This is a genomic window from Runella aurantiaca (assembly GCF_003339505.1).
GTDB lineage: Bacteria > Bacteroidota > Bacteroidia > Cytophagales > Spirosomataceae > Runella > Runella aurantiaca.
Genome location: NZ_QPIW01000005.1, coordinates 208,901 through 232,795, shown reverse-complemented (window position 1 = coordinate 232,795; position 23,895 = coordinate 208,901). Strand labels below are relative to the sequence as shown.

The window sequence follows — 23,895 nt, the reverse complement described above, 5'->3', positions numbered from 1 at the left end:
CAATGAGAAAGATTTTCTTTTTTGGTATAGGTATTTCGGCAGTAATTGGTGGGTATTTACTGTCGTGTACCAATAGCTCAACGACCCGGGCTACGCAGGAGCATATTCCTGACCGGGTCAGCTATAATTTTGACATTCGCCCCATTCTTTCGGACAAATGTTTGACCTGTCACGGGCCTGATGCCAACAAAAGGCAAGCGGGCCTTCGACTCGACGACCCCGAAAGTGCCTTTCAAGCGCTGAAAGAGCATCCGTCGGCTCACGCCATTGTGGCGGGAGAACCGCAACTTTCGGAGGTTTTTTTGCGCATTACGACCAAAGATACCGCCAAGCTGATGCCGCCGCCCGCGTCAAATCTCAAGCTGTCTTCGCATGAAATCGCGCTTATCGAAAAATGGATAAAACAAGGGGCCAAGTACGAGAAACACTGGGCGTTTGTAGCACCCAAAAAACCTACACTTCCTGAAGTGAAAAAGGAAGATTGGCCCAAAAATGAGATTGATTATTTTATTCTGCACAAACAGGAGCAAAAAGGGTTTAGTCCCAACGAGGAAGCCGACAAAGAACGCCTGTTGAGGCGCCTCAGCCTTGATTTGGTGGGGCTGCCGCCCACCCTGAAAATGATGGACAGTTTTCTGGCCGATAAAAGCCCGAATGCCTACGAAAAAGCAGTGGACGAATTGCTGAAAAATCCCGCTTATGGCGAAAAAATGGCGGTTTATTGGCTGGATTTGGCCCGCTATGCCGATTCACACGGTTATCAAGATGATGGCTACCGCACGCAGTGGCCGTGGCGCGATTGGGTGATTCATGCCTTAAATACCAACATGCCGTACGACCAATTTGTGACCTGGCAATTGGCGGGCGATTTGCTCCCCAACCGCGACAATGAGGCGCTTTACAAACAGCAATTGTTGGCGACGGGCTTCAACCGAAATCACAAAATTACGGAAGAAGGCGGTGTTATTCCCGAAGAATACCGCATCGGTTACGTCACCGACCGGAATGATTTATTTGGCAAGGCATTCTTGGGCATGACGCTCGAATGCGCCCATTGCCACGATCATAAATACGACCCTTTTTCCCAAAAAGAATACTACCAACTCTTTGCGTTTTTTAACAATGTCAAAGAAGTGGGAATTGAGTCGGTGATTGGTGGCCCTGAAACTTACGCCAAAAAACCGTTGATGGAAATCAGCAATGACGACGTAAAAAACATTCTAACGTTTATCAATAAGCCCGATACCAACCACCTGATTGTATCGGTGATGAGCGATTTGGACACGATGCGCAAAACCCACATTCTTCGCCGTGGGGCGTACGATGCACCGGGCGATGAAGTCCAACCCAATACCCCTAGTTTTATTCTGCCGTTCAATAAGTCCTATCCTAAAAATCGCCTTGGTTTGGCTAAGTGGTTGGTTGACAAGCAAAATCCACTCACGGCGCGGGTATTTGTGAATCAGGTATGGCAGGAGTTTTTTGGCAAAGGAATCGTCAAAACGTCGGGAGATTTTGGAATGCAGGGAGAACTGCCCAGCCATCCCGAACTGCTCGATTGGCTGGCGGTCGATTTTATGGAACATGGTTGGAATATCAAACGCCTTGTCAAACAAATGGTGATGTCGGCTACGTACCGTCAGTCGGCAGTTGTGACGCCCGATAAACTGGCGACCGACCCCGACAATATTTTCTTGGCCCGGGCACCGCGTTACCGGATTCACGCCGAATTTGTGCGTGATGTGGTACTGTCAAGTAGTGGTTTGTTGGTGCCCAAAATTGGTGGACCAAGCGTTAAACCGTACCAACCCGCTGGATTGTGGGAAGGGGCTACGTCGGGTCGTGGGTTGCTTTCTATGTACGTCCAAGACCACGGCGAAAGCCTGTATCGCCGAGGTATGTATACGTTGATAAAGCGAACGGTTCCACCACCGGCGATGAGTATTTTTGACGCCAGCAACCGTGACCTTTGCGAAGTTAAACGACTGAAAACCAATACGCCGTTGCAGGCATTGGTCATGATGAACGACCCGACGGTGCTGGAAGCCTCGCGGGTATTGGCCGCGAAGTTGTTGCAAGAAAAAAGCTCTACGCAAGATAAAATCACGAAGGCTTTCCGACTCATTGTGAGCCGCAAACCCAGTGAAAAAGAAGTGTCGATATTGGCCGCTTATTACGACAAAGAGCTTAAAAAAATCACCAAGCCGAGCGCTGAAAAGTTGCTGGCCGTGGGTGAATACCCCATTCCTGCCCAAGTAGATAAGACACAATTGGCCGCGTTGATGCGAATTGTCAATACGATTTACAACTTGGAAGAAGCGATTACGAAATCCTAAGTTTTGTTACCCAAACATCAATGGAAAAAGAATTTTTAGAACACGGTCTGACCTTTAACCGACGTCGTTTCCTGTCCACGATGAGTTTGGGATTGGGAAGCGTGGCGTTGGGGTCGTTGATGATACCCAATTTACTGAATGGCGGCGAGGTAGACGAGGCTGGTTTTGTGCCGGGTATTCCTCATTTTGCCCCCAAGGCCAAACGCGTCATTTATTTGTTCCAAAACGGCGCTCCGTCGCAATTTGAAACGTTTGATTACAAACCCAAACTCTGCGAAATGGTGGGTCAGGAGCTGCCGCCTTCGGTGCGCGGTATGCAGCGACTCACGGGCATGACGGCCAATCAGGCGTCGTTTCCGTTGGCGGCTTCGTTTGTGGATTTTAAACAATACGGCCAATCGGGCGCTTGGGTGAGCGATTTGATGCCTTATACGTCCAAAATCGTGGATGATTTGTGTATCGTAAAATCCATGTACACCGAGGCCATCAACCACGACCCCGCCCTCACTTTTTTCCAAACAGGCTCCCAACAAGGCAATCGCCCCAGCATGGGCGCGTGGCTGAGTTACGGGTTAGGAAATGAAAACAAAAACCTGCCAGATTTTACGGTTTTGCTGTCGCGCGGCATCGGCAACGGTCAGGGAGTTTATTCTAAACTTTGGTCCAACGGCTTTTTGGATTCCATTCATCAGGGCGTACAGTTTAGCAAAGGTGAAGACCCCGTACTGTACCTGCGCGACCCCGAAGGCATGGACCGCGCTGCCCGTCGCGAGATGTTGGACAATTTGTCCGAACTGAATCAGCTTTCGTACAGTGAATTTGGTGACCCCGAAATTGCCGCCAAAGTGAAGCAATACGAAATGGCTTATCGAATGCAAACGGCCGTGCCGGAGGTAATGGATTTGTCGAAAGAACCCGACGATATTGTAAAATTATACGGCCCCGATTGCTTGGTGCCAGGTACTTATGCCGCTAACTGCTTGCTGGCGCGTAAACTTTCCGAAAACGGGGTTCGATTTGTGCAATTGTACCACCAAGGCTGGGACCAACACGGCAATCTTCCGTTTGAAATCACCAGTCAGGCCAAAGACGTTGACCAAGCGTCGGCAGCGTTGGTGACGGATTTGAAACAACGCGGTTTGTTGGATGAAACATTGGTCATTTGGGGAGGAGAATTTGGCCGTACGAGTTATAGCCAAGGAAAACTGACGGCCGACAATTACGGTCGCGACCACCATCCGCGCTGCTTTACCATCTGGATGGCGGGCGGTGGTATCAAGCCCGGCATGGTTTACGGTGATACGGATGAGGTGGGTTATAACGTCAGTCGAAACCCTGTCCATGTACATGATTTTCAGGCGACCGTTTTGCATTTGTTGGGCCTAAATCACGAGAAGCTGATTTTTAAACACTTAGGCCGTCGCTATCGGTTGACCGACGTATCAGGAAAAGTAGTGCGTGATATTATTAGTTGAGGGAGCATACCCTCGTGGCGACTTGTAGATTTTAGGATTAGATGAATAAAAAGTTCAAAGACATAGCCGAGCAGGCCTTAATCGTTTCCACGATTTTTATCCTTTTTTTATTGCTGTTTGAAAGCAAATTGGTGGTGCCCGTTTGGCTGCAACCCGTCGGAAGAATGCACCCGCTTTTTCTTCATTTTCCGATTGTGCTCTTGCTTTTGGCGTTGGGAATGGAATTTTTTCGATTCAACCCAGCCAATACCGCCAATACCTTTTACCGTATCTTTTTAACCAATTTTTGGTTGATTGGGGCTTTGTCGGCAGCCGTTACGGTCATCATGGGGATATTTTTGTCCAAAGAAACGGGCTACGAAGGAGAGACCTTGCCATGGCATAAATGGACGGGAATCGCGGTTTTTTTTCTGGCCGCAATCGGTTATTGGTGTCGAACCATGACGTGGTACCAAGCTCCCGTGGCCAAAGGTTTGGCATTGGTCACTACTTTGTGCGTGGTTTTGGCGGGGCATTATGGATCGGTTTTGACCCACGGCGACAATTTTATCACGGGTCCGATACTCAAATCTGCACCTGTTCCGTTGGAGGAGGCCATTGTCTTTAATGACGTAATTCAACCCATTTTTGAACAGAAATGCGTCAGCTGCCATAATCCCGACAAACTCAAAGGAGAGCTGATGCTTACCGATGCCAAGTCCATCTTGAAAGGAGGAAAAACGGGGAAATTGTTTGTGGCGGGCCAACCCGAAATCAGCCTATTATTGCAACGTATCCATTTGCCGTCGGAAGATAAAAAACACATGCCGCCGATAGGTAAGTCGCAACTGAATCCGCAAGAAATTGCGCTGCTTTCGTTGTGGATAAAGGCCAAAGCTGATTTTACAAAAAAAGTGATTGATTTACCCCTCAATGATTCACTAAGACTCATTGCCAGTACGTTTTTGTCACCCGTTGAGCGAGAAGAAGAAACGTTTGATTTTGCGGCTGCTGATGAAGAGACCATTCAAAAGCTGACAACGGAGTTTCGGAGTATTGCCCCTCTCGCGCGAGAATCACCGGCATTGGCGGTCAATTTCTTTAACAAAACAGCCTTCACTACCGAGAAAATCAAAGAGTTAAAAGAAATAAAGGAACAGGTGGTATTTTTGAATCTGGCCAAAATGCCCGTCAAAGATGGGGATATTTCGCAAATCACCGCCTTTGAAAATCTGCAAAAACTAGACCTGAACTTTACGGATATTACGGGCAAGGGCCTGAAAGAGTTAACTTCTTTGAAACAGCTCAAAAACCTGTCGATTTCGGGGACAAAAGTAACGGCGAAGGATTTGCTGGCTGTTGTTCCGAATTTTAAAAGCCTGAATACCATCGTGGTATGGAATACCGGGCTGACGATTGAGGAGATTCGACAGTTGCAAAAAGCCCATCCGCGTATACGTTTCATTGAGGGCTTTAAAGACGATGGCAAAAATCCGATTAAGTTGAACCCGCCGCAGGTCAAAAATAAATCTACCGTTTTTAATGAGCCAGTATTGGTGCAGTTGGCCCACCCCGTCAAGGGTGTTCAGATTCGCTTTACGACGGATGGAACGGAACCCGATAGCATAAAATCTGCCCTTTTTACGAACCAAACTGTTATTAAGGCAAGTACAAATATTCGCGCGAAGGCCTACAAAGAAGGCTGGTTTGGGAGCGACGAAGTGGCGTTTGACTTTTTCAAAAGAACCTACGTGCCTGATAGCGTACGTTTGCTGTTGCCGCTTAACCGCGTCCACCAAGCAGAGGGTGCTAAGTCCTTTTTTGACGAAAAATTAGGCACATTTAACGCCAATAGCCCCGCGTGGGCCAACAATTGGGCGGGGGTAAGAAACAATGATTTGGCGTTGATGGCGGAATTTAAAAAGCCCATCCTGCTATCGTCGGTAGAATTGCGCATCATGGAAGAAACCGAAACGGGGATTTTTCCGCCAGAAGCCATTGAAGTATGGGGTGGAAATTCGCCCGACCAACTGAAGAAAATCGCGGTAATCAAGCCATCCATTCCGACCAAGCATCGGACGCACTTGTTGCAAGCGGTGGGAGGGAAGTTCAAACCGCAAACTGTTTCTTACCTGAAAATTGTGGCTAAACCATTGTCGAAAATGCCCGAATGGCACGGAGGCAAGGGAAAACCTGCGTTACTGTTGGTCGATGAAATGTTTTTTAACTAAAACCTATTTGTGAGGCGTCACCTTGTATGAGGTGAAAAATACTGTCAGTTTGGGCACATCAAAGGGGCGCGTAGTTGCGCCCTTTACTTTTTAGGTTGGGCGGGTTTAAGATGTTCAAAATCTTCTTTTTGTGTAAAATACTCCAGACCCAAAACCAAAATAACTGTACTGCCAAAGGTAACTTTTTGCATAATGGGCAAAAAGGCATAACTACCTGAACCATAAAGGTATAGTGTATAATAAAAAATAAGCAGACAGATAATGCACAAGAATTTGAACAAGTGTAGCTTTGACTTTAAAATAAAAACGGTAATGTAAAATAGGCTTAACAGAAACAGGGTGCTGGCGAGCGTAACCATACTGTCATGCAGCGGGGTTACGATTAAAAAAGTAAAAAACATGCCTCCCGCTCCCACATATTGTATGATGTTGGCGGCACTTCTTACGGGTATTTTCTTTGAAAATTTAATGAAGAAGATGGCAAAACTCACCGAAAGGAAAATCATTCCGGCATTAGCCCAGATTTGCGCAGGATTGTCGGCACCATTGATGGCTTTTGGGGCAAACAAATTGCTAATAAAGTTTTTTGACCAGTCAAAACCCACTGAATTTTTATCAAACAGCGAGCCTCCTGGATAAACCCTCGTGGCAATGAAAAGCAGCGATACTGAAATAAATATCCCTAGTAAAACGGAATGTCTTTTTAGTGTTTCTATGCTTTTTACATACATATTTAAGAGTCGTTTTGGGAGGGGGAATAACGAATCGGGCTTTTTGCAGGGGCATTATGAATCAGTCCGCTGGGTTTCTACGCGTTATTGTCAACCCTGCTTTCTAAGTATGCAATGTCGTTTCTTAACAAAGCGCTTAAGCAGTCAATCGCATCGTTTTTGGTTGTTGCTTGAATGACTGTTGAGTAATTGTCGGAAATCTGGTCGTTGAGCCCTAAAAATGATTTTACTTTTTGGGGGCTTTTATACGTAACTTTAAATTTATAATTATCGGGCTCACCAATGACCGAAATAGTAAGTCCGTTTCCACTTTTCTTGTTCTCAATGCCAAATGTTGGGTGGAAATATATTTCGTCGAGCTTGGCATTGCTGCTTTTTTGCAAATAATCATTCCAATCAATCTTTTCAAAAGTATCCATGATTGTGTCTTGTGCCATATCGCCAAGCTCAATGATGTCGGCTTCTACGGGATCGCAAAAAAATGCTTTAAATTCCATCATTTTCTGTTTGGGTTAGTGAGTAGCCGATAAAGTAAATTATATGCTAGGTTGTTTAGGTGCGTATCTTAAAAAATGTGTCTTTTGAAATCAGTAACGTTGAAGCATTGGCGTTGTGGCGGATATAGAATTCCGTCAGACGAGTATAGTACAAAAGCTAAATAGCACCACAACTGTTGAGCCTATATTCGTCAGCCGCCATAACGCCAATGCAATGTTACCTGCTGGCTTGGTCGTCAGTTTTGGTCGGCGGTGTCATTTAGTCCTTGATTTCAGTCGGATTGAAGTCGAAAGTTTTAAATATTTCATCTAAGTTAAGTTCACAATTTTTGGGCAAATTGATTGTAGCAATATTTCCGAAGTCTGTCTGCCAAAATCCACCTTGCTTCATTATTTTGTCTCCCAAAAGCCTGTATTCTGATTCTTTAAATTGTGATGTCAAGAAAAATCGTCTCGTAACAAATTCAGAGTCTTTCGTGATTTTTACAATTTCGTGTATGCCTTCCTTGTTAAGTCTGGTTTCAAATTCAGTCCCGAATGTCAGTCTGCAATTAAATATTTCATTTTCAACAGTTCTAAATATGTTGTCAGAAAGTTGCTCCACATACATTGATGTAGTCATTTTTTCTCTCTTGTCGTAAATTTTTATTTCAATCGGGTCTTGTTGCATAATGTCGGTATAAGCTTGCAGGTAACTCGCTAATTGACGCATGTTTTACGCAAAGTAAATGCTTCCGTTGCAAAAAGCAAGTATTAAAGGCTTTGTTTATTAATATCCTATTAGTCAGTAGATTATGAGTTGTTTGATAACCTTGTCGATGTCCTCACTCAAAAAACTGCGCATGAAAATTCATCATAAATACCTCGTCGGTGGCGCGGGTCATGGCGGTGTAGAGCCACCGCACAAACTCCCGATTTACCTGCTCTTCGGGCAGATACCCTTGGTTTACAAACACTGATTTCCACTGCCCACCCTGCGATTTGTGGCAGGTGAGGGCGTAGGCAAATTTGACCTGCAAGGCGTTCAAGTACACATCTTGTCGGATGGCTTCGGTGCGGGCTTTTTTGGATTTTAGGTAGATATAATCCTGCAAAACGGCCTCGTATAAACGCTTGTTTTCGTCCTGACTCAGCGACGGGGCGGGGGAGTGGAGCGTGTCCAGAAAAATCTTGGCTTCAAACGGCGGCTGCTCTTCATAATCCAACAATTGAAGCTCAACGGTGGCAAACCGAAAGCCGTGCATTTCTTCCTCTTTACGGATGCGCTTTACTTCCACAAAATCGCCGTTAGCCAAAAAGCCAGCAGGCGACTCTTCGTCGAGCACGGTATAATTGTTCCGGACAATCATCAGCAAATCGCCCGCTTCAATTTCTTCTTCGGAGCCGTTGATTTGGCGGCGCACAAACTCATTGAGCTGAACGGCCTCGCGGTTGGAGCGCGTAATGATGGTCACGTTTTCGCGGCCGTGCTTGTCGTAGGCGTAGCGGAGGCCGTCTTCGAGGCGGTCGCCGGGCATTTTATAAAAATCGCGCAGGCCGCGCGTGCGGAGTTGGATAGAAAGTTTTTCGAGCGGCAGGGCATCGCGAAGGCGGGTGGCATTTTGCAAAATCCCCGAGTTTTGCCCTTGACGCGTCACTTCCGTCAGTTCTTGCTCGTACACGCTCATGTAATAGGTGCTTTCGAGGAGCGCCTTGTCGAGCGCGGGGCTGAGGTCTTTGTTGATGGGCGGCAGCTGGGCCACGTCACCCACGATGAGGAGTTTGTTGCCGATGCCCTCAAAAACGTACTCAATCAAGTCGTACAACAACCCGCGCGAGCCAAATTCGGCCTCGTCCGAAATCATCGAGGCTTCGTCCACGATAAAAAGCGTGTCGCGGTGTTTGTTGGCCTGACGCTCAAAGTGCAGCGAGCCGGTGTAGGCATCGGCCACCTGACGGTATATTTTTTTGTGAATCGTAAATGATTTTTTCTTGGAATAGTTGCTCATCACCTTGGCGGCGCGGCCCGTAGGGGCCAAAAGCACGGTTTTGAAGCCAAACTTACTGACCACTTTGATGACGGTGCTGATGAGGGTGGTTTTTCCCGTTCCGGCGTAGCCTTTCAACAAAAAACAGTCGCGCAGGTTATCATCTTCCAGAAATTCGGCTATTTTTATAAAAAAATGCTGTTGACCTGCGGTAGGCTCATGCGGAAAGCTCTTCAGTAGTAAATCCGAGACGGTTGGGGGCGGTGTTTCTTTCATGTATCCAAAACTACGGCAGGAACGCAAATTTCACAACCCTCCTAAATTATTCCTTGTCGAAAGTTTTCATTTTTTTGGATTAAATTGTATTTTCATCACCTTTTTCACCTAACTCTTCAAAATTAAAGCAATTAAACATGAAAATTAAGAACGTATTACGCGATAAGTCCCGCAATGCTATCTATTCGGTTACGCCGGAAACTACCGTGCTGGATGCGCTGAAACAAATGGCCGAAAAAAACATCGGGGCGGTGTTGGTTTTGGAAGAGGGACGTTTGGCGGGGATTTTCTCGGAGCGTGACTATGCCCGCAAAGGGATTCTGCAAGGGCGTGCGTCCAATCAAACGTTGATCAAAGAAGTAATGACCTCCAAGCTCATTACCGTAACTTCAGAGCAAAAACTAGAAGAAGCCATGGTCATCATGTCGGAAAAACACATCCGTCACTTGCCCGTGGTCGACGAGGGCGAACTCATCGGTATCATCTCCATCAACGACGTGGTAACCAGTATTATTAAAGACCAAAAAGTACGCATTGAATCGCTGGAGAGCTACATTTCGGGCAATCCTTACGCATAATCACTATCTTTGTAGTCTTGAAAAAGTTCAAGGTTGGTCGTCAATAGGCAGTAGCTTGATTTTCAGGGTACTGTCAATTCTTGCCGATTAACTTATAACGTTAACCAATATCTGTCCATTGGAAAAGGCAAGACAAGAAGTGGCCCGGTTGTATGGCAATCGATTGCGGCTGAGAGTATGCGGAATTTGCATTGAAAACAATAAAATTTTGATGCTGAGCCATCGCGGCATTGGCAATACCGACGTTTTTTGGTGTCCTCCTGGCGGGGGAATTCAGTTTGGTGAATCAACGCATGAGGCCCTCAAACGTGAGTTTGAAGAAGAGACAGGTCTGTTTATTGAAATTGGAAACCTGCTGTTTGTCAACGAGTTTATGCAGCCACCCCTCCACGCCCTAGAATTATTTTTTGAGGTCAAACGAAAAGGCGGTGACCTGCACCTGGGCACCGACCCTGAAATGACCACCGATAATCAGATTATTCAGGAAATGCGTTGGATGAGTATCGAAGAAATCAAAGCTTATCCCGCGCACGAAGTGCATACGCTATTTAGGCACTGCGAAAGCCTGTCGGATATTTATCAATTGCGGGGGTATCTGAACGATGAATCTGCGCAATTGGCCGATGTCGAAAACAATTGATACATTTAGCAAAGTATTCGTGATTTAGCTGGTTAATTATCAAAACGATTAACTTTTACAATTAACACTGGATTATAGAAAGAGGGATGGTTGATACACAAAACGTGATAGCTCCTTTGTTGGAGATAAAAGACGAACGCTTCGACCCCACCAAATGCGCGGAGTATGAATTGCTGATGGAGTTGGGGGCCGAACGATTGCGCTTTTTGGTGCTTGACAGCAAAAAAAAGCGCGTGTTGTATCTGGAAGACTATTTGATAGGCGGGCTGCCGAGCGAAAAAAAATGGGCGAATTGGTTGGCAAAACTGTCAGCACTGCACCCGTTTTGGGGTAGTAATCTTTGGAAAAGCGTGACGGTTTCCTTCAATACGCCGTATTTTACCTTGGTGCCAGAAGTTTATTTTCGCAAAGAATACGTCAATAGCTACCTGAGTTTGGTGCAGGGAGATTTATTTGAAACCGATCAGATTTTGCACCGCGAAGTAAAGCGCATCGAAGCCCGAAACGTGTTTACGGTCAATAAAGAACTTTGGGAGTGGGTGTTGAATACGTATACTTTGCAATTGCCCGCTTTTATTCACCAAACCAATGCCCTGATTGAAGGTGCATTGGCACTTTCGGTGCTGGATAAAGAAGTGGTTTTGATGAACCTGCACTTTGAAGATGACTTCGTGACGTTGGTGATTGTCAAGAACGATTCGCTCCTGATGTGCAACAAATTTGCCTACAAAGCCGCTGCCGATATGGCGTATTTTATCATGTTTGTACTGGATTCACTCCAACTCAAACCCGTTGAGGTGAAGTGCCGTTTTTATGGTGAAACAACCCCTTATTCCGAAGATTATCAATTGCTTCAGAAATTTTTACCGAATCTTTCGTTTGGCAAAACCCCCGAAACTTTGGTTTTGGGCGAGGCCTTTGAAGATGTGCCCGAGCACCGGTATTATAGTCTATATACGATTCCCTTCGCTTCCTGAAACCGCTAACGCATTTTACGCATGAAACGCATTGCTCTTTTTCCCGGCTCGTTTGATCCTTTTACCAAAGGCCATGAAGACATCGTCCTGAGAGGTTTGCATCTTTTTGACGAAATCATCGTCGGAATTGGGCACAATACGGCCAAAAAGCGTTATTTTCCGGTGGAGGTAATGCAACGAATGATTGAGGAGACTTTTGAGAAATACCCGCAGATACAGACCGTCACCTACGACGACCTCACGGCCAACATGGCGCGTCAGTTGGGCGCGCGGTTTTTGTTGAGAGGATTGCGAAATACGACCGATTTTGAGTACGAAAACAGTATCTCTCAGGTAAACCGCCACGTGTACAGCGACGTAGAAACGGTGTTTTTGATTACTTCGCCGCATTTGGCTCCCATCAGTTCAACGATTATTCGCGAGCTGCACAAGTACGGCCACAATGTGGATGAGTTTCTACCTTATAAACTTTCAGAGCTTACCATTTCGGCGTAATTTTCTTTTCGCCTTTGGCGGCTTCTGGGTCGTAGCTCACAAAAACATTGATCCATAGCAACCTACCCCAACGAAAAAAGACGGGTTGGGAAATAATAAGGACGGGTATAAGAATGGCCAATACGTAAAAAATATTGATTCCTAGAAGCACCACGCAACTCACAAATACCACGGCAATCAACGCCGTGTAGAGTGCGTAGCTACCGTACATGCCACCGAAATAGAAGCCGGGCTCTCGCTCAAACGACTCGCCGCATACTTCGCATTGGGGATGCATTTTATCGAATTTCTTTAAATTGAAAGGATTGTTGTGGACAAAAAATGACCCTTGATGACACCGTGGACATTTATTGTTGAGAATACTGTAAACTTTGGTTCCTTTAAGCATGACTTCTTGAAATTTTGCTAAAGGTACAACAATCGTTCAATTGCTTTGGTGCAAAAATGCTAAAGCAGATGTTGATTAAGCAATCCTTTTTCCACCAACTTAGCGAAGGTAACGCTGCGAAGGGCCTCATGTGCCTGATTCCACTCGCGGAGATTATGTGCATTACTGCCCACAAACGAAACTAAACCTTCAAAAACCAAACGCTCGGCCAACATACGGGTGCCCTGATGACTGCTCGCCCAAGAGCCCAGGTTTACCTGAAACAAAACGCCTTGCCGGTGCAAATCCATCACGAGATTGAAATTTTGTTGTAGATAATGATACCGCTCAGGATGTGCCAGTACAACGACGAGGTTTCGTTGGCGGGCCAATCGGATGGCTTCGCCCAAAAATGAGGGCATTCCTACAATATTTGTTTCTAAGAGTAGATAGGTATCTGCGATAGTGAGTAAGGGTTGATTGTTTTCAAGCAATGAGATAAGGGATATATCGAGGTAGTATTCGGCGGCGGCTTCCAGCTCAACGGAGATGCATTTACGCTGAAGTTCCGAACGAATGCGGGCAATACAAGACTCGATTGTTGCGGCGGTATTGCGATAATAGTCCCCCATGATATGTGGGGTAGCAATTATTTTACGAACTCCTGCGGCCGCCATTTCTTGGAGGAGCAAAATGCTCTCTTCAATGCTCTCAGGCCCGTTGTCCAATCCCGGTAAAATATGCGCGTGAACGTCTACCGTAAAGGGAGAGGAGGGGGCAAATCCTGCAACAGTTCGTTTTCGTTTTAAGAATGAAAAAGGCATGAGATTTTTCAATTCGTGACAAGGGTAAACAAGCTTTTAATTGACCTAATGGTCACGAATTGTGCCAAAGTAGAAGGGGGAAAAAAATAAATCCTAATACCTTGATAATTGGTTCATTATGGCATATAATATCTGAATGGGATATAAAATAAGTGAACTTGTTGGGTTGAAATAGTCTTATTGGTACATAAATTGCTATGGATGAATCTGCTCAAAAAGGGCTTTAAACGAAGGTAAAAGCACATCTTTTTCGGATACGATTGGGTCAGAAACCTGCCAATCAATGTTGAGGTCTGCATCATTCCAGAGGATGCCCCCCTCCGAAGTTTTATGATAAAGATTGGTGCATTTATAACTAAAAATGGAGTCTTCCAGCGCGGCAAACCCGTGGGCAAAACCTTCGGGAATGTAGAACATATTATTTCGTTCTCCATCCAGTTCGACGGCTTCGTACTGCCCGAAAGTCGGAGAATCGGGGCGAATGTCAACGGCGATATCCAGTACCCGTCCTACAATCACGCGGACCAATTTTCCCTGCGCGTGAGGGGCACGTTGAAAATGTAGCCCGCGAACAACTCCCTTTTTAGAAAACGATTGATTATCCTGAACAAAATGGGTGGGTAGGCCATTGGCTTCGAAGAGTTGACGATTGTAATTCTCGAAAAAAGACCCTCTTTCATCTTTATAAACCGTTGGTAAAATTTCCAACAGTCCGTCGATGGATTTTTTGATAACTTGCATGGGTGAGTATATAAATGAATATCCAGTACAAAATTAGCTAATTTGCTCGAATGTCGAAAAAAAGAATCTATTGGGCTTGTCAAGTAGGCAGTTGGACAGCACTCATGTTTTATGAACTTTGGGTTTATAGCCTCGAAGACGAATTTACGTGGGAGATGTTCTACTTTGCAATTGCCAATATTTTGGTCTGTATTTTACTCACCCATTTTTATCGTTTGGTGGTTCGAGAACGTAACTGGGTTGCGCAACCATTGTATAGATTGGTTCCCCGAGTGATATTTTCTGGGCTACTTTTGGGCTTGATTATGACACTCATGAACTTCCCGATTGATATTCATACCTTGAAGGAAGTGGTTAGAAGTCAGCCTTTTATATTTTTTACGGCCTGGCTTTCGTGGAGTAAGAGTATGTTTATGTGGGTGTTGAGCTACACCATTTATCATTACGTAGAAAGCATGAGAGATACCGAAATTGAGAAAATTCTGCTCAAAACATCGGTAAAAGAAACAGAGGCCAAAATCCTGCGTTCGCAATTAAATCCCCATTTTGTATTCAATGCGCTCAATTCTATTCGGGCATTGGTGTCGGAAGACCCTTCTAAAGCGCAGCAAAGTGTTACTCAATTATCCAATATTTTACGTAATTCGCTACTGGCCGACCGCCGAAAAACGGTTGAATTACGCGAAGAATTAAAAACCGTCGAAGATTATTTAGCCCTTGAAAAGGTCCGTTATGAAGACCGGTTAATGGCGGATTTTCACATTGACCCCAAAACCCTCTATCTACAAGTGCCGCCAATGATGCTCCAGACGCTGGTCGAAAACGCCATCAAACACGGAGTTCAGAAAGCGGTCAGTGGCGGATTTGTGCAGGTGACCTCATTTTTGGAGGGCAATTATGTGCATATTCACATTCGCAATACGGGAACATTGGTTAAAAAAGACAACGATTTGGAAAAACACAAAGAGGCCAGCGGGTTTGGTTTGGCCAATACCGAGCGTCGTCTGCAATTAATTTACGGGGACGAGTCAGCAAGGTTCAGAATATTTCAGGAGTCAGAAGATGTCGTTAGGGCGGAAGTTATTTTGCCCACTCAGACTGAAGGCGTCTTTCGGAACAGTCCGGCAGCGGCCAATAAAAAAAACACAATTCAGAGTTAATAATTCATAATTATTGGGACGAATCACCAATCACTAACCACCAATCACTAACTTAATGAAAGCCCTTATTATTGACGATGAAAGGCTCGCCCGCAATGAGCTACGCCGGTTGCTCGAAAATTTCCCCAAAATTGAAGTCGTTGGTGAAGCAGCCAATGCCGATGAGGCCATCAAAATGGTGAATGAACTCCGTCCTGACCTATTGTTTTTGGATATTCAAATGCCGGGCAAAAACGGTTTTGAACTCTTGGAAGCACTGGAAGATGATACCATTCCAGAAGTTATTTTTACCACTGCTTACGACGAATACGCCCTCAAAGCTTTCGAATACAATGCGCTCGATTATATCCTCAAACCCATTGACCTTCCCAGACTGAGTGAAGCTGTTCACCGGGTGTTTGAAGAATTGGACCGTAAACACGACCATGATACAATTTCTGAGCGTAAAATGTTGGGTGAAAATGATCAGGTTTTTATCAAAGACGGTGAAAAATGCTGGTTTGTCAAACTCGGGAAAGTTCGTCTTTTTGAATCCATGGGCAATTATGTTCGACTGCATTTTGACGATCAAAAGCCGTTGGTTCTCAAGTCATTGAACGCACTTGAAGAACGTTTAGACCCGATTTCTTTTTTCAGGGCCAACCGTAAGCACATCATCAACTTGCAGTGGATTGACAAAATCGAACCTTGGTTTTCGGGAGGATTATTGGTGACATTGCGTGGAAGCGGCGAAAAGATCGAAATATCACGTCGTCAAGCCATTAGATTTAAAGATATGCTGAGCCTTTGATGAAGTAGGCAGTACTCAGTAGGCAGTGAATAAATACTTTTTTCTCGTGTAAACTGCCGACTGAATACTGTCAACTCTTATTTCAATTTTATATCCATCGACTTGCCGCTTTTGCGACTGGCTTCAGCCATAAAACCCATGACATGACTTTCAATGGAGGCGTCGATGGTTGAGGTCAGTAAGGCACGATTATTCTGCGCCACGGCTTGCACAAAGTTTTGCATTAGCCCGTGGTCGCCGCCACCGTGGCCCGAATTGTTGAATTCTTTCTGGGCACTGGCTTTCCAAATGGTGACTTCTTTGGTACGAAAATCCGTTACTTTGATTAAATCATTATCGCCCTCGATTTCCCCCATGCTAAACATCACCCGGGTTTTGCGTGATTCCCAAGCCGTAAAGGCTTCCAGTCCGAAAGTAGCTAAAATGCCGTTGCCAAACTGAAAAATACTGGTGTAATGGTCAGGTTGGTCGTTGTTCATGCGGTACACACAGCGGCCGTAGTTGGAGGTTTTGAGCCGTTCCAAAATGGCGGGGCCTTGCAGGGCTGGGTCTTCGGGAACGTCGAGTACATGAATGCGTTTTTTCTGTTCGTAATAGACTTTAATGGCCGAAAATGGACATTCCCGCTCCACTTTGCAGCCTTCCACACAGCGCTCGGTGCTACCAGCGGGGGCGTTTTCGAGTTTAAACCATTTAAGATTTCCGTAGGCCGACACGGTTTTGGCGGGCGTGTTGGCAATCCAACGCATGATGTCTAAATCATGACTTGATTTTGCCAAGATGATGGGGTTCGTCTTTTCGGATTCGTGCCAATTGCCCCGCACGTATGAGTGCGCCATGTGAACGTGCTCGATGCCTTCCAAGTGGTTGATACTGATCATTTCGCCCAAAGTGCCCGAAGCGCAAAGTTCTTTCAGCTTACGAAAATACGCCGTATAGCGCAGTACGTGACAAACCGCAATGATGCTTTTTGATTTCTTTGTGGCCGCCAAAATATCCAGACACTCCTGCATGGAGGGTGAAATGGGCTTTTCGAGCAATATATTATACCCCATTTCCAGCGCTTTTATGGCTGGGCCATAGTGGAGGGTGTCGGGTGTAGAAATGATGACGGCATCGGCAAATTTGGGGACATTAAACACATCTTCCCACGTTTTGAAGCGATGCCCAGATTCAATGCCGTGCGTTTTGGCAAAGCGCTCATTCCGAAATTCGTTCGGCTCGGCCACGCCCACCATTTTTACGTCGCTGGGGTAGGCCACGGCGTAGCGTCCATACACATTACCGCGATTTCCTGCCCCCAACACAATGGCCGTAATGGGCTGAGCAAGTGGAATATAATCAGGGTTTTCGGGGAAAGTGATTTCCCTAATCTCGTTGGCTTGGGCGGTCGGGGTCAGGGCGGCGGCCCCGGCGGTCAGACCAAGGGTTTTGAGTACGTCGCGGCGGTTAAGGGTTGGCATTCTATTAATAGCGTAATACGAATGTAATATTGATTTGAATTATCGTAAAAGAGGTGGTTTTTTATTTCCAATACCAAGATAACGGTTAATTGATAACTCTCTTTCGAGTAGGTGAAAAATAAAAGTGAATCTAGGCAGAGACAAGTAAATTTAAGGTTTATCGGCATTGAAAACACTCATTTACTATATTCCAATATATCGGCGGGTTGGTAGTCCAGTACTTCGTAACTGTGTTTGAAAATAATTTCACTCCCTCAACCACAAAATATAATCCGTTGCGGGCAGTGGGCTGAGTACGGGTTTCAGGGCGTCGATAATTTGCCCTCGGTGGTAGGCTGCGTGGTGACTCAAATGCGTCAGAATCTCACCGAGGGGCGTTTCGAAGTATTCTCCTTTAGTGTTTTGATATTTAATGATTTTGCCAAATTCAGCTTCATCGAGGTCTCTGACGTAGCTGTCCCATTTTTGATAACTGTGGTCGGAGGTTTCTTTGAGCCACGAAACGGGCAATAAATCCCAAATCCCCACCACCAAATGGTCGTTGGTAATCCGAGTAAACCACACCATTTGGGCGTTAAGGATATGACTCGTGAGCAGAACCGCTCTTTCGGGAGGTTTGTCAAGTTTTTCGAGCGCTTCGATAATGCGTGAATTGGCCCAATATTCGTATTGGAGCAGGCGGATATGGTAGGCTTTCATGGTACAAGACGTTAAGTCACGACAAGTTGGTGAAAACCTTTCAAACTGTCAAGGACTTCGCGTTTGGTTGTGCCATTTAAACCAGAAGAATTTATAACTGTCGGTCGGCTAGTATTAACCGACCGACAGTTTACTACCATTTTATCAATGCGGATGCCCACGTAAAACCGCTACCGAAAGCGGCGAGGCAAATAAGGTCACCGTCTTTTACGCGGCCTTCTTCCCAGGCTTCGGTGAGTGCAATGGGAATAGAGGCGGCCGTGGTGTTGCCGTATTTATGAATGTTGCTGATAACTTGGTCTTCCCGCAGTTTCATTTGGTCGCGCACGTATTCGCTGATGCGAATATTGGCCTGATGCGGCACCAACAGTGAAATATCTTCGGGTTGGTAGCCGTTGGCATCCAATGCTTCTCTGATAGCTTCAGCAAAGCGAACCACGGCATGTTTGAACACCGCATTGCCGTTCATCACTACTTCAAAACCACCTTCGTCAATCATCTCTTTGGTGGCTGAGCGCGTAGGCCGGCTACTGCCGGGGTCTTTTACGTAAAGGTCTTCGGCAAAACGGCCGTCGGCATGGAGGTGCGTAGAAAGAATGCGATGCGTGGGGTCTTCGGTGGCTTGTAATACCGCCGCTCCCGCACCGTCGCCAAAAATAACCGCTACGTTACGGCCTTTGGTGCTTTTGTCGGTCCAAGTGGATTGGATTTCGGCACCTACCACCAAGATGGTTTTGTACATGCCCGTTTTGATAAACTGGTCGGCAATGGAAAGGGCATAAACGAAGCCCGAACATTGCTCCCGAATGTCAATGACGGGAATTCCGATTAAATCCAATTCTCGCTGCATCAAAAATGCCGAACCCGGAAAGAAATAGTCGGGCGTAATGGTGGCGTAGACAATCATCTCTACGTCAGTGGGTTGCAAGCCTGCCCGTTCGAGGGCCTGCCGCGACGCGGCGGTGGCCATGCTCGAATTGGTTTCTTTGCCGTAGGTAAAATACCGCCGCTCACGGATTCCGGTGCGTTCCTGAATCCATTGGTCGGAAGTCTCCATCAATTGGGTCAAATCATCGTTGGTTACTACCTTTTCAGGGACGTAATAACCTAAACCTGTAATTTTGGAATAAGGCATTTTTGTGGAAAGTTAAAGGTTCTTCAGTTAAGAGTTAAAAAACGAGAGGAGTACTTAACCCCTTAACAGACAGCCCCTTCTAGCCTTCTTTCAACGTGTATGTATAATCTTCCATAATCATATTGGCCAATAATTTGCTGCAGGCAGTTTCGACGCGTTGTTGCGCATCCGCTTCTGAGTCGGCATCGAGGGCCATGGTGATGTGTTTGCCAATGCGTACGTCTGACACGTCGTCAATGCCCAAATTGTGAAGACCCAATTTGACGGCTTTGCCTTGAGGGTCCAAAATCTCTTTTTGTGGCATGACGTTGATTTCAGCGATGAATTTCATGAGGGAATTTGTGATTTAAAATGGATTGAGAGGCCGCTTTATTGAGGCAAATCGGCAGGATTTTAGTCAATAAGCAAAGTCCTCGTTAGTGAAATCTAAAAATTCGTTGAAACACTGACAGTAGGATATACAGCGCTACTATCAGCGGAATGGCTGCAAATTTCAGCAAAAACAGTAAAATCACCGCCAAAAGGATAAAAATATATTTGATTTGATTGTCTTTCCAGCCAAATGTCTTGAATTTGAACGCCAAAAGCGGCAGCTCACAGATTAATAAATACGACATTAAGAGGGTATAACCTACCAAAACGGATTGATTGATAATCCACGATTCGTATTCGGGGTGATTGCGCAGAATAAATGGCAACGACGCTACCAAAATAGCATTGGCGGGCGTTGGCACCCCAATAAATGAATCCGATTGGCGGGTATCAATGTTGAATTTTGCCAATCGTAAACCCGAAAATACCGCCAAAATAAATGCACTAAACGAAAGCATCATGGCTCCGATGTCAATGGAGGTGGTGGTACGTTCCAATAACTGAAAGATAATCATGGAAGGCAACACGCCAAACGTAACCATATCAGCCAATGAATCAAGTTCTTTGCCGATGGGGGAGGATTGATTCAGCAACCGTGCGACAAAACCATCCAAAAAGTCAAGTACGCCCGCAAACAGAATCAAATACCCCGAAAGCAATAAATCTCCGCGAAAACTAAACACAATCCCCACACACCCACAGAGAAGGTTGCCGCAGGTCATTAGGTTTGGAATGGTAAAAAGACGCATAGTGATGGTATGGATAGCCGTGATGAAATAGGAATTTGTAAAATAGATAGGCCCGAAAAATCAGTTAAGAAAGGGATTTGTACGGCGCTCGCGACCGATGGTGGTAGGCTCCATGTGCCCCGCAAATACCTGATAATCATCTTCCAAGGTCATAAATTTTGTTTTTATGCTTCGCAAGAGAGCCGCAGGGTCGCAGAGTGGAAAATCAGTACGCCCAACGCTTCCTTTAAATAAGACATCGCCCCCAATGATGAAACGTTGGTCGTGGTTGACAAACGCCAAATGCCCGGGTGCGTGGCCGGGCACAAACAGAATTTCAAGGATTGAATGACCGAATTTTACCACATCTCCTTCGTCCAAAAAAGCATCGGCTTCGACGGGTTCGTAGCCTCGGATTCCCCATAAATGGCAACGACTTTCGACAGACGCCAGAATTGGAAGTTCATTTTTGTGCATGTACATTTTTACGCCATATTTGCGCTTTACATACGCACTGCCAAATACATGGTCTAAATGCGCATGTGTTTGGAGGAGCATCGTTATTTTTAGGCCTTTTTGTTCGATAAAATGCCCTAACGTTTCTTTTTCTGATTGCGTCAGGCAGCCCGGGTCAATAATGACGCCCTCGTTGGTTTCGTCATAAAGAACGTAGGTATTCTCTTCAAAAGGGGAGAAAACAAAAGATTGTATTTGAATCATACTTACTTCATCATATTCGACCGTAAAATTACTAAACTATTCTGTAAACACTACCGACAATGACCGATAAGCAACCCCAAAGCCCTTTTATTGATCAACGCAAAGGATATTATTTTTTAGAAGGCCCCAAAAGCCGACGTTCTGAGTTTGTGTTTTTGTTGGAGGTAGTGTGGGAGTTTTTTAAGGGAATTCGGGCACTGCATTTTGTGGGGCCGTGTGTAACGGTGTTTGGCTCGGCACGATTCAAAGAAGGAAGTATTTATTATGAGCAAGCCCGCGTATTGGGGAGGCGGATTTCGCAGGAATTGGGACTGACCATCATGACGGGTGGTGGCCCGGGCATCATGGAGGCGGCCAACCGAGGGGCATTTGAAAGCGGTGGGCGCTCGGTTGGCTGCAATATACAGCTTCCTTTTGAACAAAAAGAAAACCCGTATATGGAAAAATGGGTAAAAATAAAGTACTTTTTTATTCGTAAAGTGCTCTTAGTCAAGTACTCTTATGCTTTTGTAATTATGCCGGGCGGGGTAGGCACGATGGACGAACTGTTTGAAACACTCACGCTCATTCAAACGGGGGTAATTCATAACTTTCCGATGGTTGTCATTGGCAAAGAATACTATACTCCGATGATTTCGATGTTACAAAAGATGGCTGACCAAGGTACTATCTCGCCCAAAGATTTAGATTTGCTCAAAGTGACCGACGATATGGACGAGGCCATTGAGCACATTCGGGTGTATCTTACTGCCAATTTTCAAATCCAGAAGCGTCGTCGGCCTATCTGGTGGCTTTTAGAAAAGAGATAATGACTATCTCTTTTCTACCAAATATTCTCGATGTCTTTTTTGACATAGGTATGATTACGCTCAACATATACGCTGTTGCCAGTTGGGCGTTTGATACCCATTGGATTCTTGGTAGAAAGGCGATACAACATGGCGATGGGCCACAAAAACACGTAAAACACAATCGACAGGATGACGCGAGAGTTAAACCAACCCAGACCTTCGGCTATTTTGAACCAAATTTTGACGATAAAATCGCCGACAACTGGAACAAAAATACTCAACGCGCCCACGATTCCAGCGGCATATAACAAATAAAGGGCGGCAGATTTGAAAATAAACGAAAAGATAACCAGCCCGGTAACGATTACTAACTGGGCTTTACTTTTTTCAGCTTCAGACATTTTTTGAGGGGTGAGGGGTGAGGAGTCAGAAGCGGGAATTACAGTTCTTAAACTGCTCAATTCTCGTTTCTGACTCCTTAATACTTAAAATAATGTATAAATAAACGGTGCTACGGCTGAGCCTCCGCCAATGACAATGATGACGCCGATAAGCAATAAAAGAATAATCATTGGAGCTAACCACCACTTCTTCCGCTCACTCAGGAAAGCAAATAAGTCTTTTAAGAAATCCATCTTCGGTAAGTTTGTAGTTATTTATATACGTATTCGGTCTAAAAAACAACCAAAACGAATGGTTTATAACAGTTATAGAATGTAATTAAGCACAAATTTACACATTTTCGCATTAAGACAAAGTGAACATTTGTGGGATTTATTTTATGGAAACCTTCATCTGTTCATACAGCTTGTCGGCAATAACGGCATTTACTTTGGCGCTGGCATGACCGTCATTCTTCCCCACAATCCGCTCTTTGGGTGGAATCGGCCCCAAGTGCTCACTAAGGCGAACGACCGGAATTTGCTGATTGGTGAAGAAATCTTCGATGGGTTTGGTGTAGCCATTGCTCTTCTCTACATTTTGTAAAAACGGAACCATCACCACGTACATCGGCGCTTTGTGCGCACGGGCGTAGTCCACGATTTTCTGTAAATCACGCAAGTGAGGATTCAGAATGGTGGTGTCGGTGTATGATTTCTGAACAAAGTCCGTAATCGACGCGGGCGGCATGTGCGGGAATTGCCAATAAATGTAATTGGGCAGATAAAAGCGCATCACCAACGACCCTACGCCCGGGAGCTTGATGTCGTCGTAAGGCTTGAACTCGGCCAACGTCAGTTTGGCGTCGCGGGCGGCTCTTTCGATGTCGTTCGGAAAATATTCCAACACCAACACATCGGGCTTGACGGGAAATTTCTGTAAACGCTGAAATTCATCGCGTGTATCAGAACCCGACACCCCTAAATTGTACACTGCGTACTTATCAGCGCCCAGTTTTTGCTCCAATTGATCCGAAAAACGCTCTTCCGTTTTGTCTAAACCGTGTCCTGCCGCGAAGGAATCGCCCAAAACCAACACTTTTTTCTTTTTCTCGGCGCTCGTTTTCGGAAAATCGCGGTAGCCTTCGGCCGTAATCGGTTTCCAGTACTTGGCAAACCAAATCTGCGAAGCCTTGCTCAAATCGCCTTCGTGGCTTTGGGAAACAAACATAAACGCGATTTCTAATAAACCCGCCAACCACACCACCATGATCCCAAGCGTAGCGATATTTGCCACAATTTTATTGCCTTTAGGATTTTTGATAATTCCGTAATAAAACATCCGCAACAGTTCTATTAGCACAAAAAATAGCACCATTGCCTTGGCCAATCGGATGTAAAAATTATCCATAAGGCCCGCGTAAGGGTAGTCAAACTTGATGTTTATTTTGTCTGGAAAAAACAAAAGAAACGCCGGAATACTCAAAACAGCAAGGCGGATGAGTGAGGTGATTAGTTTTGAAATCATATAAAAAATGTAGGA

At 45.5% G+C, this 23,895-nt stretch carries 26 protein-coding genes; 10 read left to right on the top strand and 16 right to left on the bottom strand.

The features are described 5' to 3' along the window. Positions 1-2 precede the first annotated feature (2 nt). Genes DVG78_RS09265 through DVG78_RS09255 form a run of 3 tightly spaced genes read left to right on the top strand, consistent with a single transcriptional unit; the run spans position 3 to position 6,021 of the window. On the top strand, positions 3-2,336 hold the full coding sequence (locus tag DVG78_RS09265) for a PSD1 and planctomycete cytochrome C domain-containing protein (protein ID WP_114460803.1): 2,334 nt from the start codon (positions 3-5) through the stop codon (positions 2,334-2,336). Between the two features lie 20 nt (positions 2,337-2,356). After that, positions 2,357-3,811, top strand: coding sequence for a DUF1501 domain-containing protein (locus DVG78_RS09260; RefSeq protein WP_114069702.1), 1,455 nt, complete (start codon positions 2,357-2,359; stop codon positions 3,809-3,811). 41 nt (positions 3,812-3,852) lie between these two features. After that, complete coding sequence (locus tag DVG78_RS09255) at positions 3,853-6,021, top strand: c-type cytochrome domain-containing protein (RefSeq protein ID WP_114460802.1); 2,169 nt, start codon at positions 3,853-3,855, stop codon at positions 6,019-6,021. A gap of 83 nt (positions 6,022-6,104) precedes the next feature. On the opposite strand, the gene DVG78_RS09250 is transcribed toward DVG78_RS09255, so the two are convergent. The 4 genes from DVG78_RS09250 to DVG78_RS09235 form a co-directional block, all read right to left on the bottom strand. Next, positions 6,105-6,752 (bottom strand): hypothetical protein, encoded by a 648-nt coding sequence (locus DVG78_RS09250; protein WP_114460801.1) that lies wholly within the window; start codon positions 6,750-6,752, stop codon positions 6,105-6,107. 77 nt (positions 6,753-6,829) lie between these two features. Further along, positions 6,830-7,252 (bottom strand): hypothetical protein, encoded by a 423-nt coding sequence (locus DVG78_RS09245; RefSeq protein WP_147277033.1) that lies wholly within the window; start codon positions 7,250-7,252, stop codon positions 6,830-6,832. Positions 7,253-7,508: 256 nt separating this feature from the next. Beyond that, positions 7,509-7,961 carry a hypothetical protein gene (locus tag DVG78_RS09240; RefSeq protein ID WP_199563220.1) on the bottom strand — a complete coding sequence of 151 codons (453 nt, stop codon included), beginning with the start codon at positions 7,959-7,961 and terminating at the stop codon, positions 7,509-7,511. A 112-nt stretch (positions 7,962-8,073) separates the two neighbouring features. After that, positions 8,074-9,492: an ATP-dependent DNA helicase gene (locus DVG78_RS09235; RefSeq protein ID WP_114066254.1), complete on the bottom strand. Its 1,419-nt coding sequence runs from the start codon at positions 9,490-9,492 to the stop codon at positions 8,074-8,076. A gap of 137 nt (positions 9,493-9,629) precedes the next feature. On the opposite strand from DVG78_RS09235, the gene DVG78_RS09230 reads away from it, so the two are divergent. The 4 genes from DVG78_RS09230 (at position 9,630) to coaD (ending at position 12,182) form a co-directional block, all read left to right on the top strand. Next, positions 9,630-10,070: a CBS domain-containing protein gene (locus DVG78_RS09230; RefSeq protein WP_114460799.1), complete on the top strand. Its 441-nt coding sequence runs from the start codon at positions 9,630-9,632 to the stop codon at positions 10,068-10,070. A 118-nt stretch (positions 10,071-10,188) separates the two neighbouring features. After that, entirely contained in the window at positions 10,189-10,710 is a 522-nt protein-coding gene (locus tag DVG78_RS09225; protein ID WP_114460798.1) for an NUDIX domain-containing protein, read from the top strand. An 86-nt stretch (positions 10,711-10,796) separates the two neighbouring features. Next, positions 10,797-11,687 (top strand): DUF3822 family protein, encoded by an 891-nt coding sequence (locus DVG78_RS09220; RefSeq protein ID WP_114460797.1) that lies wholly within the window; start codon positions 10,797-10,799, stop codon positions 11,685-11,687. A gap of 21 nt (positions 11,688-11,708) precedes the next feature. Next, positions 11,709-12,182 carry a pantetheine-phosphate adenylyltransferase gene (gene coaD, locus DVG78_RS09215; RefSeq protein ID WP_114066250.1) on the top strand — a complete coding sequence of 158 codons (474 nt, stop codon included), beginning with the start codon at positions 11,709-11,711 and terminating at the stop codon, positions 12,180-12,182. Here the strand turns inward: coaD and DVG78_RS09210 are convergent. From DVG78_RS09210 to rfbC, 3 genes are all read right to left on the bottom strand, one after another. Then, complete coding sequence (locus tag DVG78_RS09210; RefSeq protein WP_114460796.1) at positions 12,166-12,570, bottom strand: DUF983 domain-containing protein; 405 nt, start codon at positions 12,568-12,570, stop codon at positions 12,166-12,168. The two genes, coaD and DVG78_RS09210, sit on opposite strands and share 17 nt — an antisense overlap. A gap of 59 nt (positions 12,571-12,629) precedes the next feature. After that, the gene (locus DVG78_RS09205) at positions 12,630-13,373 is read right to left on the bottom strand and encodes a tyrosine-protein phosphatase (RefSeq protein WP_114460795.1); all 744 of its coding nucleotides are present in this window, start codon (positions 13,371-13,373) and stop codon (positions 12,630-12,632) included. A 195-nt stretch (positions 13,374-13,568) separates the two neighbouring features. Further along, positions 13,569-14,114, bottom strand: coding sequence for a dTDP-4-dehydrorhamnose 3,5-epimerase (gene rfbC, locus DVG78_RS09200; protein ID WP_114460794.1), 546 nt, complete (start codon positions 14,112-14,114; stop codon positions 13,569-13,571). 50 nt (positions 14,115-14,164) lie between these two features. Between rfbC and DVG78_RS09195 the strand changes: the two genes are divergently transcribed. Then, the gene (locus DVG78_RS09195; protein WP_114460793.1) at positions 14,165-15,274 is read left to right on the top strand and encodes a sensor histidine kinase; all 1,110 of its coding nucleotides are present in this window, start codon (positions 14,165-14,167) and stop codon (positions 15,272-15,274) included. 55 nt (positions 15,275-15,329) lie between these two features. Continuing rightward, positions 15,330-16,064, top strand: coding sequence for a LytR/AlgR family response regulator transcription factor (locus DVG78_RS09190; RefSeq protein WP_114460792.1), 735 nt, complete (start codon positions 15,330-15,332; stop codon positions 16,062-16,064). A 77-nt stretch (positions 16,065-16,141) separates the two neighbouring features. Here the strand turns inward: DVG78_RS09190 and DVG78_RS09185 are convergent, their stop codons facing one another. From DVG78_RS09185 to DVG78_RS09160, 6 genes are all read right to left on the bottom strand, one after another. Further along, complete coding sequence (locus tag DVG78_RS09185; RefSeq protein WP_114460791.1) at positions 16,142-17,527, bottom strand: Gfo/Idh/MocA family oxidoreductase; 1,386 nt, start codon at positions 17,525-17,527, stop codon at positions 16,142-16,144. Between the two features lie 246 nt (positions 17,528-17,773). Next, positions 17,774-18,226 carry a DinB family protein gene (locus DVG78_RS09180; protein WP_114460790.1) on the bottom strand — a complete coding sequence of 151 codons (453 nt, stop codon included), beginning with the start codon at positions 18,224-18,226 and terminating at the stop codon, positions 17,774-17,776. 133 nt (positions 18,227-18,359) lie between these two features. Further along, the gene (locus tag DVG78_RS09175) at positions 18,360-19,361 is read right to left on the bottom strand and encodes a 3-oxoacyl-ACP synthase III family protein (protein WP_114460789.1); all 1,002 of its coding nucleotides are present in this window, start codon (positions 19,359-19,361) and stop codon (positions 18,360-18,362) included. Between the two features lie 79 nt (positions 19,362-19,440). Then, positions 19,441-19,692, bottom strand: coding sequence for a phosphoribosylformylglycinamidine synthase subunit PurS (gene purS, locus DVG78_RS09170; protein WP_114066241.1), 252 nt, complete (start codon positions 19,690-19,692; stop codon positions 19,441-19,443). Between the two features lie 85 nt (positions 19,693-19,777). After that, positions 19,778-20,482 (bottom strand): CDP-diacylglycerol--serine O-phosphatidyltransferase, encoded by a 705-nt coding sequence (gene pssA / locus DVG78_RS09165; RefSeq protein WP_114460788.1) that lies wholly within the window; start codon positions 20,480-20,482, stop codon positions 19,778-19,780. Between the two features lie 60 nt (positions 20,483-20,542). Next, on the bottom strand, positions 20,543-21,181 hold the full coding sequence (locus tag DVG78_RS09160; protein WP_114460787.1) for an MBL fold metallo-hydrolase: 639 nt from the start codon (positions 21,179-21,181) through the stop codon (positions 20,543-20,545). A gap of 59 nt (positions 21,182-21,240) precedes the next feature. Between DVG78_RS09160 and DVG78_RS09155 the strand changes: the two genes are divergently transcribed. Beyond that, entirely contained in the window at positions 21,241-21,990 is a 750-nt protein-coding gene (locus DVG78_RS09155) for an LOG family protein (RefSeq protein ID WP_114460786.1), read from the top strand. A gap of 14 nt (positions 21,991-22,004) precedes the next feature. Here the strand turns inward: DVG78_RS09155 and DVG78_RS09150 are convergent, their stop codons facing one another. From DVG78_RS09150 to DVG78_RS09145, 3 genes are all read right to left on the bottom strand, one after another. Continuing rightward, positions 22,005-22,373 (bottom strand): SxtJ family membrane protein, encoded by a 369-nt coding sequence (locus tag DVG78_RS09150; protein ID WP_114460785.1) that lies wholly within the window; start codon positions 22,371-22,373, stop codon positions 22,005-22,007. 84 nt (positions 22,374-22,457) lie between these two features. Continuing rightward, positions 22,458-22,607, bottom strand: coding sequence for a DUF5989 family protein (locus tag DVG78_RS30205; RefSeq protein ID WP_166558107.1), 150 nt, complete (start codon positions 22,605-22,607; stop codon positions 22,458-22,460). Between the two features lie 139 nt (positions 22,608-22,746). Beyond that, on the bottom strand, positions 22,747-23,880 hold the full coding sequence (locus DVG78_RS09145; protein ID WP_114460784.1) for an SGNH/GDSL hydrolase family protein: 1,134 nt from the start codon (positions 23,878-23,880) through the stop codon (positions 22,747-22,749). Between the last annotated feature and the right edge of the window lie 15 nt (positions 23,881-23,895).